This window comes from Streptomyces europaeiscabiei (assembly GCF_036346855.1).
Taxonomy (GTDB): Bacteria; Actinomycetota; Actinomycetes; order Streptomycetales; family Streptomycetaceae; genus Streptomyces; species Streptomyces europaeiscabiei.
Genome location: NZ_CP107841.1, coordinates 4,913,704 through 4,930,621 on the forward strand (window position 1 = coordinate 4,913,704; position 16,918 = coordinate 4,930,621).

Annotated in this window: 14 protein-coding genes and 2 rRNA genes; 6 read left to right on the plus strand and 10 right to left on the minus strand. The window is 66.4% G+C overall.

Annotation, left to right across the window (positions count from 1 at the left end; translation table 11 throughout):
* Window positions 1-27 precede the first annotated feature (27 nt).
* The 6 genes from OG858_RS21450 to OG858_RS21475 form a co-directional block, all read right to left on the minus strand.
* The gene (locus tag OG858_RS21450) at window positions 28-609 is read right to left on the minus strand and encodes a S1 RNA-binding domain-containing protein (RefSeq protein ID WP_319319391.1); all 582 of its coding nucleotides are present in this window, start codon (window positions 607-609) and stop codon (window positions 28-30) included.
* Window positions 593-850 carry a hypothetical protein gene (locus OG858_RS21455; RefSeq protein WP_319319393.1) on the minus strand — a complete coding sequence of 86 codons (258 nt, stop codon included), beginning with the start codon at window positions 848-850 and terminating at the stop codon, window positions 593-595. Before OG858_RS21455 ends, OG858_RS21450 begins: the two co-directional genes overlap by 17 nt.
* Window positions 851-882: 32 nt before the next feature.
* Window positions 883-1,743 (minus strand): immunity 49 family protein, encoded by an 861-nt coding sequence (locus OG858_RS21460; RefSeq protein WP_086749753.1) that lies wholly within the window; start codon window positions 1,741-1,743, stop codon window positions 883-885.
* The gene (locus OG858_RS21465) at window positions 1,740-1,928 is read right to left on the minus strand and encodes a hypothetical protein (RefSeq protein ID WP_319319395.1); all 189 of its coding nucleotides are present in this window, start codon (window positions 1,926-1,928) and stop codon (window positions 1,740-1,742) included. Before OG858_RS21465 ends, OG858_RS21460 begins: the two co-directional genes overlap by 4 nt.
* A 56-nt stretch (window positions 1,929-1,984) precedes the next feature.
* Window positions 1,985-2,410, minus strand: a complete 426-nt coding sequence (locus OG858_RS21470) for a hypothetical protein (RefSeq protein WP_319319397.1) — start codon at window positions 2,408-2,410, stop codon at window positions 1,985-1,987.
* Between the two features lie 116 nt (window positions 2,411-2,526).
* On the minus strand, window positions 2,527-3,681 hold the full coding sequence (locus OG858_RS21475; protein WP_179201149.1) for an RNA-guided endonuclease InsQ/TnpB family protein: 1,155 nt from the start codon (window positions 3,679-3,681) through the stop codon (window positions 2,527-2,529).
* Between the two features lie 899 nt (window positions 3,682-4,580).
* On the opposite strand from OG858_RS21475, the gene OG858_RS21480 reads away from it, so the two are divergent.
* The 6 genes from OG858_RS21480 to OG858_RS21505 all read left to right on the plus strand — a co-directional run bounded on the left by OG858_RS21480 (window position 4,581) and on the right by OG858_RS21505 (window position 12,200).
* Window positions 4,581-4,889: a hypothetical protein gene (locus tag OG858_RS21480; RefSeq protein ID WP_037688205.1), complete on the plus strand. Its 309-nt coding sequence runs from the start codon at window positions 4,581-4,583 to the stop codon at window positions 4,887-4,889.
* A gap of 203 nt (window positions 4,890-5,092) precedes the next feature.
* A complete protein-coding gene (locus OG858_RS21485) occupies window positions 5,093-5,959 on the plus strand; it encodes a hypothetical protein (protein ID WP_328544623.1) in 867 nt (288 codons plus the stop codon).
* Complete coding sequence (locus tag OG858_RS21490; protein WP_328544622.1) at window positions 5,949-7,274, plus strand: hypothetical protein; 1,326 nt, start codon at window positions 5,949-5,951, stop codon at window positions 7,272-7,274. Before OG858_RS21485 ends, OG858_RS21490 begins: the two co-directional genes overlap by 11 nt.
* Window positions 7,271-8,827, plus strand: a complete 1,557-nt coding sequence (locus tag OG858_RS21495) for an SCO6880 family protein (RefSeq protein ID WP_037688202.1) — start codon at window positions 7,271-7,273, stop codon at window positions 8,825-8,827. The genes OG858_RS21490 and OG858_RS21495 overlap by 4 nt, the downstream gene beginning before the upstream one ends.
* A 108-nt stretch (window positions 8,828-8,935) precedes the next feature.
* Window positions 8,936-10,372, plus strand: coding sequence for an ATP-binding protein (locus OG858_RS21500; protein ID WP_086750824.1), 1,437 nt, complete (start codon window positions 8,936-8,938; stop codon window positions 10,370-10,372).
* Window positions 10,373-10,463: 91 nt separating this feature from the next.
* A complete protein-coding gene (locus tag OG858_RS21505) occupies window positions 10,464-12,200 on the plus strand; it encodes a type IV secretory system conjugative DNA transfer family protein (protein ID WP_328544621.1) in 1,737 nt (578 codons plus the stop codon).
* Window positions 12,201-12,251: 51 nt separating this feature from the next.
* Here the strand turns inward: OG858_RS21505 and OG858_RS21510 are convergent, their stop codons facing one another.
* The 4 genes from OG858_RS21510 to OG858_RS21525 all read right to left on the minus strand — a co-directional run bounded on the left by OG858_RS21510 (window position 12,252) and on the right by OG858_RS21525 (window position 16,688).
* Window positions 12,252-12,638, minus strand: a complete 387-nt coding sequence (locus tag OG858_RS21510; protein WP_327724329.1) for a cupin domain-containing protein — start codon at window positions 12,636-12,638, stop codon at window positions 12,252-12,254.
* A gap of 39 nt (window positions 12,639-12,677) precedes the next feature.
* Complete coding sequence (locus OG858_RS21515) at window positions 12,678-13,238, minus strand: GNAT family N-acetyltransferase (RefSeq protein WP_327724330.1); 561 nt, start codon at window positions 13,236-13,238, stop codon at window positions 12,678-12,680.
* 114 nt (window positions 13,239-13,352) lie between these two features.
* Window positions 13,353-13,469, minus strand: a 5S ribosomal RNA gene (rrf, locus tag OG858_RS21520).
* 96 nt (window positions 13,470-13,565) lie between these two features.
* Window positions 13,566-16,688 (minus strand): 23S ribosomal RNA (locus OG858_RS21525).
* Between the last annotated feature and the right edge of the window lie 230 nt (window positions 16,689-16,918).

A 16,918-nucleotide genomic window follows, 5' to 3' on the forward strand; every position in this document is an offset into this window, starting at 1 on the left:
AGTCCGGAAGCGGCGACCGTCCCCGCGTCAGCCCGACGCCTCCGGCGCACGCAGGGCCCGTACGCGGGAGAGCGCCAGCCTCCGCCGCTCCCGGTCGACCTCCGTGACCACGACCGTGATCTCGTCACCCACCTCGACGACCCCGTCCGGCGTCTCGACGGGCTCCACCGTGAGCTCGCTCAGATGGACGAGCCCCTCGATCCCGTCGGCCACCTCGACGAAGACGCCGAACGGAATCAGCTTCGTGACCCGGCCCCGCAGGCTCCGCCCCTCCTCGACCCGGTCGGCGAACTCCTGGAAGGGATCCGGCCGCATCGCCCGCAACGACAGCCGGGCCTCCCCGTTCCAGGTGTCGAACTGCAGAAACTCGCAGGACACCCGCTGCCCGACCCGAACGACATCCGAAACGGCCTTGATACGCCGCCAGGAAAGCTCGGGAACGGTGATGAACCCGACGCCGGGAAAGACCGGATGCCCGGGCCCGTCGTCCAACGCCACGAACACCCCGAAGCTCTCGATCGACGCGACCGTCCCGGAAAGGACCTCACCGAGCCGGAGCCCGCCCAGAAACGCCCAGAGTTCCGGAGTCTCCTCAGCCCCCAGCTGCACTTACCCGCCCCCTCAAGTCCGCCGAGCACTTCTGCCCGCCTCCGACCACGGCGCGCATACAGAACGCCTGGAACACCTCGAAGACGTCGTCGACCTGCGGCCCGGCAATCGGCGTCATACGCACGCCACCGGACTCCACGAACCTGCCGCGTATGACCTCCAGCAACTGCGCGTCCCGAGACCCGACCAACGCCCGGGCAGCAGCCACATCCAGCAGATACGCACCCAGCGAAGGACTCATTCCCCTAACGGAGCAGCCCCACTGACACTGTCTCAGGTGGGGAACTCGCCCAACCAGCCACGTTCGAGGAGGTACTTGGGCAAGTACTCCGACTCGACCCCCACTGGAATACCGCCGTCATGGGCGAGGCAGGCCAACGCAAGGGGGCCGAGAGCCAGAAACCCTTCGGTGCGATCGGCACGGTCCTCATCGGCCGTCCAGTACGTCTTGTGCAGTTCGACGGCCTCCACCAGGGCCTCGTTGAAGCCCTCCTCGTCCTGCCGCACGAAACGGTGGAAGAGGTTGATCGGCGGATAGAGCACGTGCTGCACCATGTCCCTGGGAGCCACCGAGATCGCGTCGGGGTGTGAGGCTTCGAGCGTGGCGATCAGCTTCTCCACCAGGCCCGGACGCCGCAGCCAGTACGTCTGCAGAGTGTCGACCCAGCGATAGACGTACTCGTCATACTCTCCATCGGGCGAGCGCAGGCGGTCGAGCGGAATCTCACAGAGCTCCGTCATCCGCTTCTGCTCGCGGCAGACGACGGCCAGCCAGAACGCCGTCAGCCAGTTGCCCGCATCGGCGTACGCCTGCGGACCGGCAGCCGGGATGTGCCGTACCTCGCGGTCGATCCGGCATTCGACCACGCCATCCGTCGCCGCGGTCACGGCGAACATCGCCGACCCGAGCTGCATCGCGGAGACAGTCGCCTCCCACGTCTCCAGTTCCGCGGCCTGCGGATCGATCACGCAGCGAGCCTGAAGATGAAGAAGCGCCGTACCGAACGTGAAGTCGATCATCCCGACCGAACGCTCAAGCCTCCCGACACCCCGGGCCACATCTTCTGCCAGCCCTTGAGCGAAGGCCTCGCCCTCCGCCCCGGGCGCACCATGCCTGGCGATGGTCACGGTCACGGATTGCTCCTCATGGCGATGTCGAACTCCCTCACACGGTAGCCAGCGTACTGACCGGCATTCTTCTCTCCCTTGACCACGACGTAGTCCAGCTTGCCGTCGTCCAGGGCCTCTGCCAGATCGGCTGCCAGCTTCCGCGGCAGACCACCGGCGTTGTCGAGGTCCTCGGCACGGTAGCCGTACATGTTGTCTTTGTTCGAGCCGTCGTTGACGACGAGCGGCTCGCCGCCGACCAGCGCGACTATCTTGTTGTGACAGGCCAGTTCGGCGGCCTGGAAGGCGGACCAGCGGCGTTCACCGCGTTGCGGCGGGCCGTGTTCTCGTCGATGAGGTCGCCGTCCGCGACCCACTCGTCGTCGTCCGCGACGCGCCGTTCGAACGCCGCGGCCTCCGCGCGGAGCGAGTTGAGCCGGTCGGCCACAGGCCGGACCTCGGCCGCGCAGTCGAGCAGCGCCTTGGAGACCGTGCCCAGTTCGGTCCACAGGTCGTGGCCGGCCGCCGCGACCGGCGCCGTCGTCGCGAAGAGCTGGTCGGCCGCGGGGGCCTTGTAGAACGGTGCCAGCAAGTTGAAGTTGGCGTCGATCAGCAGGCCCGCGGCACCGACCGCCATCCCGTCGAACGCGATCTCCCCGGCGTCCGTCTCCAGCTGCTCCAGATTCCCCGTCACCTTCTCGGCCGTGAACGGCCGAGCTTGTGCGTCGGTCGTTCACGCTTTGTCGCGCTCCCGACTGTCCCCTACGACAGGACGGTCACGGGTCGCATCCACCCTCTCCCCAAGTGAGCTCAGGAGGAGGGTGCGGGTGCGGTGACAAGCACCCACGCCGAGCGGGCGCGGTTGCGCACGTTGACCCCGGCGACGTGGTCGGCGGGCCCAGCGAGGCCACACCGACGACAGCAAAAATGTTCCCGGGTCGACCGGTTGGCCTTCTCGGTGTGGCCGCAGCGCGGGCAGCGCTGCGATGTATGGCGCGGATCCACCTCCATAAACGGGACCCCGGCTTGACGGGCCTTGTACCTCAGGTGCTCGCCCAGCTGATGGAAGGGCCAGGAGGAGAGGGTGGCTCGCTGGTCGCGGCGAAGCCGTACCCGCTCGCGGATCCCGCCGAGTTCCTCGACAGCGATCCCGCGACCGGTGCGTTGCGCGACAGACACGATCTCCTTGGAAATCTTGTGGTTTACGTGAGTGGCATGACGCTGCTCCTTCTGCGTCCGTCGTGCAAGGCGACGGGTGGCCGAGCGGGTCTGCTTCTTTTGCAGTTCGGTGCGTTTGCGGGCCTGCCAGCGCCGGTAGCGCGACAGGCGCCGGCCCTGGTAGTTGGTGCCGTCGGAGGTGGTGGCGAGGTTGATGATGCCGCGGTCTACGCCGACGAAGTCCACCGGCTCGTACACCTCGGGATCGGGCACCTCGCAGGTGGCTATCAGATACCACCTGCCGCCCCGGCAGATGAGATCGCTCTCGCCGCGCCGGTACTGCACCAGTGTCTTGAGCTGGTCGACATGGCCGGTGTAGCGCAGGTTCTTCAGCCGCCCCTGAACCGTCCAGATCGACACCGTGCGCGCGTCGTGCTGCCACGACAGACACCGGTCGTCGAACGGCTGGGCCGCCTCGGGCCGGAAGGCGACCGGGGTGCCGGTGGCCTTGAGCCAGCGTTTCGAGCCGGGCTTGCCGAGGTTTCCGGCCGTCAGGTTCGCCTGCAGGGTGGCGTAGGCGTCGACGGTCTTCTTGATCGCGCGGACGGCGGGCTGGGCGGACAGACCAAAGGTCGCCTTGATGTCCGTATACACCAGCTTCTGCAGTTCGTTGCGCCCGTACAGGCCCTGCTCGAAGGCGGTACGGGACACATGGTCGGCCGCGCGGTTGCAGACGCGCAGGGTCGCCTCAAGTACCGACGCCTGCTCGGGCGTCGGTAGCAGCTTCACCTGCACCACCAGCTTCATGACATCGGACCGCGTAGTACGACCACCACACGCACAGGCGACACTTCTGCGAGCATCACCGATTTCGGCGACATGAGGAACGACTGTTCGCATAGCCCGACTCCATCGGCAGCGGTACGGGCGCTCCGCGCCCACAGGGAATCGAAGCGGCGACGCTCCGCGTCGCGGTCACGGGAGGCGATTCCTGCCCGGCGTGAACGCCGGGGCCTCCTCGCCAGAATCAGGTGAACTCCGGTATCTCACCCGAGACAACGGGCCTCTCCTCGCTCACACCTACCCCCGTGGACGCCCTCGCAGATTCGTTCCGTCAACTCGGCGCCCAGCCACCACGCCTGACGCATGGACAGACAGGGGCACCCAGTCGATCATTTGTACCAAAATTGCGATCGCGATCCCATGCAGTTCTGGCCAAAGCTCGCCCCTCATGGGCATCCGGCCCCCACACACGACCCTTACGTCCACATCAGGCACACTCGAACCTGGAGAACACCGGATCGCCAGAACATCGACAGAGCAGGCCCGACGCCCCGTCAGAAGCGGGACCGGACCTGCCCTCAGAGGTCACGAAGAGGGAATAACGACGGAACCACACCACAGGTTCCGATTCATCCTCGTTGCCCGGCGTGACCTGCCGTGATACACAGAGTGACGATACGACCCTTCGTTTACCGTTCCGCGCCCCCCGTTAGGGTCTCGTGCGGGTCGGCGGCAAGGGATCCGTACGAAAACCGCCAATCAATGACGCCAAGTCGACATACGACAGCGTCATTGTCGGCGAGAATGGGCCCGACCTCTGCGCACCCGCGCGGAGGCGTGCGACGCGGACGCCCAGGCGCACGCGCCGCACAGCCAGCGAAGACAGAAGACAACAGAACTACCCACTAGGGGCGGTGACTTACATGTTCGTTGCGGCCGACAAGGGCGACATCACCACCATCATCGGCGGAATCGCCCCGGACTGGGGGCCTTTCGGCAGCCTGGGCAACGAGGCACGCGTGATGATCGAGGTCGTGATGGCGGTCGCCATCCTCCTCTGCCTCGGCATCGCGATCTGGGGCGCGGCCAAACAGCGCATCGGCGCGACCGCCCTCCGCGACACCTTCAGCGCCGAACAGGGCAAGGGCCTCATCATCGCCGGACTCACCGGCGTCTTCATCATCGGTTCACTGGGCACGGTCTTCACCATCGTGTACGGCATGGCCGTGTAGCGCGGCGGCCGGGCCCGTCCCGGCCGGGCCGCCGGCTTCGCCCGGTTCCCCCATCCACCCCACACGTCCGTCGTGCCCACCGGCTGAGGTTGCGTTTCCCTGATGTCGAGTCTCCACACCGCGCCCGCGCGGGAACCAGCGCGGCTACCGTCGTACTGCTACGCCTTTCGGTACGACGTCGAAGTTGAAGGGGCGACTGCGGCATGAGTCTCGGCGACGAGCAGGGGTACGGCGAGTCCTCGCGCTCCGGTGACGGCGGGGCGTACGGGGGATACGCCGGCACCGGCCAGACCCGAACCCGCCTCCCCGAAGGCGGCGGCGACCCCTACGGCGGCGTCCCCCGCCGCCCCCGCTCCTCCTCCAGAAGCCTCGTCACCATCGTCGGCGTCGTCGTCCTCCTCATCGCCGCGATCGCCTTCGCGAACCGAGGCGGCGGCGACTCCGACACCGACGGGAACCCCGGCGGCGACAAGGCGGAAACCGCGCCTACGGCGGCTTCGGGGGAGCGGCCGGTCACCACGAAGACCGGTGGCATCCCCTCCGGTTTCGCCCACGACCAGCAAGGCGCCGAATCGGCGGCAGCCAACTACTCCGTGGTGCTGGTCTCAGCCGACATCCTCAAGCCCGCCCGGCGAAGCGCGATCGTCCAGCAGGTCTTCGTGACCGAGAAGGTCGTCGATCTGGAAGACAGCCTCAACAAGGCTTACGACGCGAACTTCTTGGCTGACGTCGGCTTGGACGAGAACGGCAATGCCCCGTCCGGCAGCACCTACGTCTCACGAACCATGCCGGTCGGCACCAAATCCACGAGCTACTCGGACAGCACCGCGACCGTCGAGGTCTGGTGTACCGGCGTCTTCGGCATGGCGTCGGAGGACACCGCCAGCCCGGTCACCAGCGACTGGTTCACCATGACTCTGAAGCTGCGCTGGGCCGGCGGGGACTGGAAGGTCGACAGCTTCGGGCAGAAGGAAGGCCCCGCGCCAGTCAACGGTGACAACAAGGTCTCGACGGCTGACGAGATCTCGCAGGCCGTCGAGGAGTACGGAGGGTTCACTTATGCCCGGTAGGTCGCACCACGTACTCAAGGTCGCCACAGTTCTCACAGCCGTTCAGACCTTGGCTGTTCTGCTGGCCACCCGGGCAGCCGCCGCGCCCACCCCTTCACCCTCACCCTCGCCCTCCGACGACCGCTGCGACCTCATCGTCGGCCCAGCCAAGGACTACTGCGAACGAGGAGCCGGCGAAAAAGGCAACACCCGCACCCTCCCCAACGACGTAACCACCACCCTCGACCCCCTCTCCTCCCTCGCCCAAGGCTGCGCCGACGCCGCCTCCTGGACCATCGACAAGCTCTCCACCGCGGTCAACGACACGGCGAACGTCGACTTCACGAACCCGAAGTTCCTGCAGCAGTACGCCGTGGTCTTCGCGGCATCGACGATCCTCACCCTGGTCCTGTGGCTGCTGGCGGTCGCGAAGCGGGCGGTGCGTGGCGTCCCCCTCACCACGGCCCTGTCGGAAGCGGTCGGCTTCCTCTGGCTGACGGTCCTCGCCTCCGCCTTCACCCCCCTGATCCTCTACACCGTCGTATCGGCGACCGACGGCGTCACCGACGTGCTCGCCAAGGCCACCGGCGACCAGACGGACACCTTCTTCGGCACCTTCTCCGGCGCACTGAAGAAGGGCGAGGACATCGGCGGCGGCCCGATCATGCTGATCGTCGTCTCCCTCGTGTCGATCCTCGCCGCCGGCGTCCTCTGGCTGGAGCTGGTGATCCGCGCCGCGCTGCTCTACGTCGGCGCGCTGCTCGGCACGGTCGTCTACGCCGGCCTGGTCGACAAGAACCTGTGGGGCCACGTCCGCCGCTGGGCGGGCATCATGATCGCGGTCATCCTCATCAAACCGGTGATCGTGATCGTCCTGGGTCTCGCCGGAGCGCTCTCCGCGGACGACGGCCCGAACGCGTTCTCCGCGGTCGTCTCCGGCCTCGCCATCATCCTCCTCGCCATCTTCGCCTCGGCGATGATCTACCGCTTCGTCCCGGGCTTCGGTGACGAGATCGCGGGCTCCCGCAACAACCGCATCATGCGCGGCGCCGAAGGCAAGGCCGCGGCCGTGATCAGCTCCCCGGCCAGCCTCGTCGCCCAGGGCATCAAGACCCACAGCTCCCGGGCCGACAACAACGGCGGCGGAGGCGGAAACAACACCCCCCGCCCGGCCAACCCCGTATCCGGCGGCGTGGCGGCCCACAGCTCCCGCAACGCGAGCGGAGGCGGCGGAACCGTCCCCTCCGCCGCACCCCCACCCCGTTCGAGCCCGGTCAACACCCCCCACGCCGGCAGCACCCGCAACAGCAACCGCACGGGAGGTGAAGGGCGTTGACGACCGAGTCCCACCTGTCCCATCCGGTCACGCCCCGCCGTACATATCTGATCGGCCGCGCCCGGCCGAACGCGATCATCGGCCGGAACCGCGAGTCCGGCGAGATCGCGCTGATCATCACGGGCGCGTTCCTCGGCATGATGTGCGGCCTCCTCGTCCCGACGCTCGTCCCGCGCATCGCCCTGCTGACCGGCTTCCCGATGCTGGCGCTGGCCGCGGTGTACGTGCCGTACAAGCGCCGGACGTTCTACAAGTGGTTCGAGATCAACCGCAGTTACAAGCGCAGCCTGCGCCGCGGCACGACGTACCGCTCCGCCAACATGGAGGCCGGCACGCACCTCGACGGCCGTGAGGTCGAGGTGGGCCCCCCGCCGGGCATCGGCCGTATCACCTGGCTGGCCGCGCCCTTCGGCCCCGACGAGATCGCCGTCCTCCTGCACGCCGACCGCCGGACCGTCACCGCGGCCATCGAGATCGAGGGCCCCGGCGTCGGCCTGCGCGACTCCGAGGACCAGGAAGCCCTCGTCGACCGCTTCGGCACCCTCCTCAAGCACGTGGCCAACGGCGACGGCTTCGTCACCCGCCTGCAGATGCTCGCCCGCACGCTCCCGGCCGACCCCGACGCCCACGCCAAGGACGTCGCCCAGCGCGGCGACGAGCGGGCGCCGGGCTGGCTGCAGCAGTCGTACGACCAGCTGCAGTCCATGGTCTCCACCAGCAGCGAGCAGCACCGCGCGTACCTCGTCGCCTGCATGCACTACTCCCGCGAACTGGCCGCCGAGGGCCACGCCATGGCTCGCGCCGCCCGCCCGCAGGGCCGCAAGCTCGACAAGGACGCCGGCCTCGCTGTCGTCATGGCCCGCGAACTGACGGACATCTGCTCGCGCCTCCAGGAGGCCGACATCCGCGTACGGCAGCCGCTGGGCCAGGGCCGCCTCGCCTCCCTCATCCACTCCATGTACGACCCGGACCACCCCATCGACCACATCCAGGCCATGACCAAGCGCAACGCCTGGCCGGCCGAACTGGACGCGATGGAGCCGGACTACCTCCAGGCCAAGACCCGCGAGTCCTCCACCCGCGCCCCCTGGTGCCACGCCACGGCCTGGGTGAAGGAGTGGCCGATGACCCCGGTCGGCGTCAACTTCCTGGCGCCGCTCCTGGTCCACACCCCGGACGTCATCCGCACCGTCGCCGTCACGATGGACCTCGAACCCACCGAGGTCGCCATCGAACGCATGCTGACCGAGAAGACGAACGACGAGGCGGAGGCCTCCCGCGCCGCCAAGATGAACCGCACCGTCGACCCCCGTGACGTGGCCTCCCACTCCCGCCTCGACCAGCGCGGCGAGGACCTCGCGAGCGGCGCGGCCGGCGTCAACCTGGTCGGCTACATCACCGTCTCCTCCCGCTCCCCGGAGGCCCTGGCGCGCGACAAGCGGACGATAAGGGCCTCGGCCGGCAAGTCGTATCTGAAGCTGGAGTGGTGCGACCGCGAGCACCACCGGTCCTTCGTCAACACGCTCCCGTTCGCCACCGGAATCCGAAGGTAGGGCCACCGCGATGCGGGATCATCCGGACCAGCAGAGCTCACGGCCGCAGTCGGGACAGAAGCAGGGAAAGAAGTCGGGACGGAAGTCAGGACAGGAGGTACGTCGCTGATGAGGGACCCCATGTCCGCCCTCACGGACGCCTTCACGTCCTTCCTCTTCGGCAAGGTCGAGACGACCCGCCTCCCCGTGCGCACCTCCACGGGCCAGGCCCAGGCCGTCTACCTCCCGACCGCCGCCCCCGGCCTCGGCGACTCCGGCGTGATCATCGGCCGCGAGGTCTACTCCGGGAAGGGCTACATCTACGACCCCTTCCAGCTCTACGGCCAGCAGCTCCCCGCCCCGCACTGGCTCGTCCTCGGCGAGTCCGGCAACGGCAAGTCGGCCCTGGAGAAGACGTACGTCCTACGGCAGTTGCGGTTCCGCGACCGCCAGGTCGTCGTCCTCGACGCCCAGGGAGAGGACGGCGTCGGCGAATGGAACCTCATCGCGGAGGAGCTGGGAATAACCCCCATCCGCCTCGACCCGACGGCCGCCCTGGACATGGGCATCCGCCTCAACCCCCTCGACCCCTCGATCACCACGACCGGCCAGCTCGCACTGCTCCGGACGATCATCGAGGTCGCGATGGGCCACGGCCTGGACGAGCGCTCCGGCTTCGCCCTCAAGGTCGCCCACGCCTACGTCAACGAGACGATCGTCGAACGTCAGCCGGTCCTCACCGACATCGTCGAGCAACTCCGCCACCCCGAGCCGGAGTCCGCGGAGGCGATGAACGTCGCCATAGACGACGTACGGGCCTGGGGCCTGGACGTGGCGCTGGTCCTGGACCGCCTGGTCGACGGCGACCTCCGCGGCATGTTCGACGGCCCCACCACCGTCGGCATCGACCTCGACGCGCCCCTGATCGTCTTCGACCTGTCCCACATCGACCGCAACTCCATCGCCATGCCCATCCTCATGGCGATCGTCGGCGTCTGGCTGGAGCACACCTGGATCCGCCCCGACCGGAAGAAGCGCATCTTCCTGGTCGAGGAGGCCTGGCACATCATCAACAGCCCCTTCGTCGCCCAGCTCTTCCAGCGCCTGCTGAAGTTCGGCCGACGGCTCGGTCTGTCCTTCGTCGCGGTCGTCCACCACCTGTCCGACGTGGTCGACGGCGCGGCGGCGAAGGAGGCCTCGGCCATCCTCAAGATGGCGTCGACCCGGACGATCTACGCCCAGAAGGCGGACGAGGCGAGAGCGACAGGCCGCGTACTGGGCCTGCCCCGCTGGGCGGTGGAGATCATCCCCACCCTCACCCCCGGCATCGCCGTCTGGGACGTCAACGGCAACGTACAGGTGGTCAAACACCTGATCACCGAGACCGAACGCCCCCTGGTCTTCACCGACCGCGCGATGACCGAATCGTCCGTCGACCACCTCCTGGACGAGGACGACGCCTTCCACGCCGCCGAACTGGAGGCCGAGGAACGGGCGGCCGCGTTCGTCGAACAGCAACTGTACGAGGCCGACGGATACGGCTCCTCCGAGTCGACGGTGGCCTGAACAGGACCAGGAACGAGCCGGAACAAGCAAGGCCAGGGCAAGGTGACGGCGTGAACGGCGGCGGAGGAAACGGCGTGAACGGCGGCGTGCGATGAGACCGGACGACCGCCGCCCCGAGCAGGGCGGAGGCGGCATCCCCGACGGGCTGCTGATCGCCCTCCTCGGCTTCCTGGTGGGCCTGACCCTGCTGGTCTGGTCGGCCACCGGACTGGCCGGTCTCTTCGCCCACGGCGCCTGGCCCGACGCCGTCACCTTCTCCCGTACGCCTCTCGCCGCACGCAGCCTGGTCTCCGCCCCCCAGGACCTCGCCGCCGCCTGGCCGGACACCCCCGCCGACCAGCTGTCCGGCTACGGCCTCTTCTGGGGCCTCGTCATCGGCCAGCTCATGGTCTTCCTCGTCCTGACCGTCTTCGCCATGGGCACACTGGCCCGCTGGAGAGCCGTACGGGCGCGGGAGAAAGCGGCACAGCGCCAGGCAAAGGACGGCGCCGCAACGGGGGCGCCCACCGAGTACCCCGGCCACGCCACACCGCCCACCGGGGCCTACGTCCACAGCGCGGGCCCGGCCACCGGCGCCCCCGTCCCGCCGCACACCGCAAGCCCCGGCGGCGGGCTCGCCCCACCCGCCGGGTTCCCTGCCATGGCCTCGACGCACGCCACACCGGTCCCCGAGCCGCGTCACAGCGCGCCCTCCACCCCGCTCGCCCCGGCAGCCGGGGTCGGCGCGCCGACCGAGCCTCCTCTCGTGGCCCCGGCCGGCACACACCCCACCACCAGCCCGCCGACCGCGACCGGTACGGACGCCGCCGCCCCACTCACCCACCCCCGGCCCGCAGCCACCGTGCCCGCAACGGTGCCCTCGACCTCCGGCGGCCCTCACACGGCCGGGTGGGCGCCCACGCTCCCCCCGGTCGTCCTGGGCCCCGCCGAGGCCCGCTACCCCGCCGCCGCCCAAGCCATCCGGGACGCCGAAGGCCCGGTCCTGGTGGTCACCTCCGACCCCGCCCTCTGGTCGGACACGAAGGACGCCCGCGCGAAACTGGGCCCGGTCCTCCTCTACGACCCCGCACACCGCTGCGACACCCCGGCCCGCCTCCACTGGTCCCCCATCTCCGGCTGCGAGGACAAGGCGACGGCACTGGCCAGAGCGACCGCTCTCCTCGCCCCCATCCGCCCCACCGCCAAGATCGACCAGGCGATGGCGGACACGGCGGAAACCCTCCTGCGCAGCTACCTCCACGCCGCCGCCATAGACACCCGCACCATCCGCCACCTGCACCGCTGGGCCCAGGGCAGCAACGTCCAGGAGGCGGTGCGCACTCTCCGTACGAACCCGAAGGCGGCCCCCGGCGCGGCGGGCGAACTGGAGTCGGCCCTCACCTCGCACCCCGAACGTCGCGACATCGCGCAGCAGTTGACGGCGCGAGCCCTCTCCGCCCTCTCCACGGTCAATGTCCGGGAATCCTGCGCCCCGAACCGAGCGGACGCTCTCGCACTGGATTCCTTCGCGCACGAGGGGGGAACGCTCTATGTGGTCGGCGACCCCATCGAGGACCCCAAGGCGAACCCTTCCGCCATGCCCCTTCTGACGGCCCTCGCCTCAAGCGTGGTCGAGCGCGGCCGGCGCATGGCCGAACGGTCATCCTCCGGGCGCCTCGACCCACCACTCACCCTGATCCTGGACGACGTGGCAGCCGTGGCCCCGCTCCCCCAGCTCCCCGCCCTCCTGGCCTCAGGCCCCGACCGAGGCCTCCCCACCCTGGCCCTGCTCCGCTCCCGCGAACAGGCCAGGTCCCGCTGGCCGAACCACGAACTCCCGCTGCCGTAACAGCCGTTCACCACCACGGATCAGGCGGCGGTCACGACCGATCGGGGCCCGTCACCCGCTCGACCCCTCTCCCTCCTGAGGCACCGCGTATCCGGCGACGGACGGCCACCGCACGGTCAGCACCACCGACTCCTCCTCCGCGACCCAGGAGTGGTCCACCCCGCGCCCCCAGACGACGTAGTCACCCTGGCGCTCCAAGACGACGCTACGGCCGGGGAAATCGACCCGGAACCGACCGCTGATCAGCACCTGCAGGGCGGTACGTTCCTCGCCCCGAACCCACTGGGCGCGCGTGTCGCCCCGCGGGTGAACCCCCCACTTGATCTCCACCTCGTCACTCCGGCGAGGATCCCCCTCGTCCTTGAAGTGCCCGAGCAGCCAGCCACTGTCCAGCGCCGCGTCCTTGCCCGCATTGCCCACATACACGCTGTCGTCCATGCCGCCGAACGCTAACACCAGCCCACCCGGCACCGATGCCTACGTGGACCGCAGCACATACTCCAACTCCCGCCCCTCGTCCCCCTCGAAGGTCACCCCGCTGCCCACGAACCCGACCCGCCGATAGAACGTCTCGGCCCGCCCGTTTCCCTCGTTCACGAACAACCTCACCCGCTCGACCCCGGCCCCCCGAGCCCACTCCAACGCGGCCGCGAACATCGCCTCGCCCACGCCCTTCCCCCGGTGCCCGTCGCGCAGGAACACTCCCACCAGATGCGCCTGCCGCCGCTCGACGATCCCCCCGAAGAAGTCCCGGACGCCGGCCTCTTCCACGAGCACGGTCACAGTCCCGACCCACCCGCCGTCCCCGGCCTCCACTACGAACTGCTGCCGCTCCCGGACTCCCTCCGCAGCCCCCTGCGTCCGCTCCTTCCAGAAGGCGTCCGGCCGTGCCACGGCATCCTCGTACGTCTCCAGAAACGCGAGATGCGCCACCGGATCCAACAACGCGGCCAACCGCAACTCCCGCACGGCCGGCCACTCATCGGCCCGAACGGCCCGCACCGCATAGCCCTCGGGTACGGCGCTCTCAGCACTCATCACCAGATCCATACCGGCCACGGTAGTACCGGGGCCCCACACCCTTCCTCCGATTTTCCGCCCCGGAAACGCAAAAAGGCCCACACCATAAGGTGTGGGCCTTTCGCAATATTTGTTCGGCGGCGTCCTACTCTCCCACAGGGTCCCCCCTGCAGTACCATCGGCGCTGTAAGGCTTAGCTTCCGGGTTCGGAATGTAACCGGGCGTTTCCCTCACGCTATGACCACCGAAACACTATGAAACACTCAACCGCACCATCCCCCGTGACCAAACAAGGGAATGGGGTTGTTCGTGGTTTCAGAACCAACACAGTGGACGCGAGCAACTGAGGACAAGCCCTCGGCCTATTAGTACCAGTCAACTCCACCCGTTACCAGGCTTCCATATCTGGCCTATCAACCCAGTCGTCTACTGGGAGCCTTACCCCATCAAGTGGGTGGGAATACTCATCTCGAAGCAGGCTTCCCGCTTAGATGCTTTCAGCGGTTATCCCTCCCGAACGTAGCCAACCAGCCATGCCCTTGGCAGAACAACTGGCACACCAGAGGTTCGTCCGTCCCGGTCCTCTCGTACTAGGGACAGCCCTTCTCAATATTCCTGCGCGCGCAGCGGATAGGGACCGAACTGTCTCACGACGTTCTAAACCCAGCTCGCGTACCGCTTTAATGGGCGAACAGCCCAACCCTTGGGACCGACTCCAGCCCCAGGATGCGACGAGCCGACATCGAGGTGCCAAACCATCCCGTCGATATGGACTCTTGGGGAAGATCAGCCTGTTATCCCCGGGGTACCTTTTATCCGTTGAGCGACGGCGCTTCCACAAGCCACCGCCGGATCACTAGTCCCGACTTTCGTCCCTGCTCGACCCGTCGGTCTCACAGTCAAGCTCCCTTGTGCACTTACACTCAACACCTGATTGCCAACCAGGCTGAGGGAACCTTTGGGCGCCTCCGTTACTCTTTAGGAGGCAACCGCCCCAGTTAAACTACCCATCAGACACTGTCCCTGATCCGGATCACGGACCCAGGTTAGACATCCAGCACGACCAGACTGGTATTTCAACGACGACTCCACAACCACTGGCGTGGCCGCTTCAAAGTCTCCCAGCTATCCTACACAAGCCGAACCGAACACCAATATCAAACTGTAGTAAAGGTCCCGGGGTCTTTCCGTCCTGCTGCGCGAAACGAGCATCTTTACTCGTAGTGCAATTTCACCGGGCCTATGGTTGAGACAGTCGAGAAGTCGTTACGCCATTCGTGCAGGTCGGAACTTACCCGACAAGGAATTTCGCTACCTTAGGATGGTTATAGTTACCACCGCCGTTTACTGGCGCTTAAGTTCTCAGCTTCGCCACACCGAAATGTGACTAACCGGTCCCCTTAACGTTCCAGCACCGGGCAGGCGTCAGTCCGTATACATCGCCTTACGGCTTCGCACGGACCTGTGTTTTTAGTAAACAGTCGCTTCTCGCTGGTCTCTGCGGCCACCCCCAGCTCAAGGAGTAAATCCTCTCACCAGTGATGGCCCCCCTTCTCCCGAAGTTACGGGGGCATTTTGCCGAGTTCCTTAACCATAGTTCACCCGAACGCCTCGGTATTCTCTACCTGACCACCTGAGTCGGTTTAGGGTACGGGCCGCCATGAAACTCGCTAGAGGCTTTTCTCGACAGCATAGGATCATCCACTTCACCACAATCGGCTCGGCATCAGGTCTCAGCCACATGCACGACGGATTTACCTATCGCACGGCCTACACCCTTACCCCGGGACAACCACCGCCCGGGATGGACTACCTTCCTGCGTCACCCCATCACTCACCTACTGCAAGTCTGGTCCGTCGGCTCCACCACTTTCCTTTCCCCGAAGGGTCCGGAACGGCTTCACGGACTTAGCATCGCCTGGTTCAATGTTTGACGCTTCACAGCGGGTACCGGAATATCAACCGGTTATCCATCGACTACGCCTGTCGGCCTCGCCTTAGGTCCCGACTTACCCTGGGCAGATCAGCTTGACCCAGGAACCCTTAGTCAATCGGCGCAAACGTTTCTCACGTTTGTATCGCTACTCATGCCTGCATTCTCACTCGTGAACCGTCCACAACTCGCTTCCGCGGCTGCTTCACCCGGCACACGACGCTCCCCTACCCATCCATACTCCCGTTGGGGATATGTGTATGAATGACACGACTTCGGCGGTACGCTTGAGCCCCGCTACATTGTCGGCGCGGAATCACTAGACCAGTGAGCTATTACGCACTCTTTCAAGGGTGGCTGCTTCTAAGCCAACCTCCTGGTTGTCTGTGCGACTCCACATCCTTTCCCACTTAGCGTACGCTTAGGGGCCTTAGTCGATGCTCTGGGCTGTTTCCCTCTCGACCATGGAGCTTATCCCCCACAGTCTCACTGCCGCGCTCTCACTTACCGGCATTCGGAGTTTGGCTAAGGTCAGTAACCCGGTAGGGCCCATCGCCTATCCAGTGCTCTACCTCCGGCAAGAAACACACGACGCTGCACCTAAATGCATTTCGGGGAGAACCAGCTATCACGGAGTTTGATTGGCCTTTCACCCCTAACCACAGGTCATCCCCCAGGTTTTCAACCCTGGTGGGTTCGGTCCTCCACGAAGTCTTACCTCCGCTTCAACCTGCCCATGGCTAGATCACTCCGCTTCGGGTCTTGAGCGTGCTACTCAGTCGCCCTGTTCGGACTCGCTTTCGCTACGGCTACCCCACTCGGGTTAACCTCGCAACACACCGCAAACTCGCAGGCTCATTCTTCAAAAGGCACGCAGTCACGACGCACCGAGTAAACTCGATGCGCGACGCTCCCACGGCTTGTAGGCACACGGTTTCAGGTACTATTTCACTCCGCTCCCGCGGTACTTTTCACCATTCCCTCACGGTACTATCCGCTATCGGTCACCAGGGAATATTTAGGCTTAACGGGTGGTCCCGCCAGATTCACACGGGATTTCTCGGGCCCCGTGCTACTTGGGTGTCTCTCAAACGAGCCGTCAATGTTTCAGCTACGGGGGTCTTACCCTCTACGCCGGACCTTTCGCATGTCCTTCGCCTACATCAACGGTTTCTGACTCGTCGACCAGCCGGCAGACTGATCAAGAGAGATCCCACAACCCCGTACACGCAACCCCTGCCGGGTCTCACACGTATACGGTTTGGCCTCATCCGGTTTCGCTCGCCACTACTCCCGGAATCACGGTTGTTTTCTCTTCCTGCGGGTACTGAGATGTTTCACTTCCCCGCGTTCCCTCCACTTGCCCTATGTGTTCAGGCAAGGGTGACAGCCCATGACGACTGCCGGGTTTCCCCATTCGGACACCCCCGGATCAAAGCCTGGTTGACGACTCCCCGGGGCCTATCGTGGCCTCCCACGTCCTTCATCGGTTCCTGGTGCCAAGGCATCCACCGTGCGCCCTTAAAAACTTGGCCACAGATGCTCGCGTCCACTGTGCAGTTCTCAAACAACGACCAACCACCCGTCACAACCCGCTCACGCAGATTTTTACCGGGGCCGGCACTGAAGGCAGCCATACGGCCATACCCTCAGACACCCAACAGCGTGCCCGACCGGTCCTCCGTCCGAAGATCATGCTTTCCACACTCTTACGAGCAGTACTCACAGCCTCCGGCCCGTGAACCGGCCGAATAATCAACGTTCC

Bases quoted from the DNA above. Each gene is read 5' to 3' on its own strand.
- OG858_RS21475 (WP_179201149.1), bottom strand. From the start codon at position 3,681: ATGAAGCTGGTGGTGCAGGTGAAGCTGCTACCGACGCCCGAGCAGGCG.
- OG858_RS21465 (WP_319319395.1), bottom strand. From the start codon at position 1,928: ATGTACGGCTACCGTGCCGAGGACCTCGACAACGCCGGTGGTCTGCCG.
- OG858_RS21505 (WP_328544621.1), top strand. From the start codon at position 10,464: ATGAGACCGGACGACCGCCGCCCCGAGCAGGGCGGAGGCGGCATCCCC.
- OG858_RS21480 (WP_037688205.1), top strand. From the start codon at position 4,581: ATGTTCGTTGCGGCCGACAAGGGCGACATCACCACCATCATCGGCGGA.
- OG858_RS21500 (WP_086750824.1), top strand. From the start codon at position 8,936: ATGAGGGACCCCATGTCCGCCCTCACGGACGCCTTCACGTCCTTCCTC.
- OG858_RS21510 (WP_327724329.1), bottom strand. From the start codon at position 12,638: ATGGACGACAGCGTGTATGTGGGCAATGCGGGCAAGGACGCGGCGCTG.
- OG858_RS21455 (WP_319319393.1), bottom strand. From the start codon at position 850: ATGAGTCCTTCGCTGGGTGCGTATCTGCTGGATGTGGCTGCTGCCCGG.
- OG858_RS21515 (WP_327724330.1), bottom strand. From the start codon at position 13,238: ATGAGTGCTGAGAGCGCCGTACCCGAGGGCTATGCGGTGCGGGCCGTT.
- OG858_RS21485 (WP_328544623.1), top strand. From the start codon at position 5,093: ATGAGTCTCGGCGACGAGCAGGGGTACGGCGAGTCCTCGCGCTCCGGT.
- OG858_RS21490 (WP_328544622.1), top strand. From the start codon at position 5,949: ATGCCCGGTAGGTCGCACCACGTACTCAAGGTCGCCACAGTTCTCACA.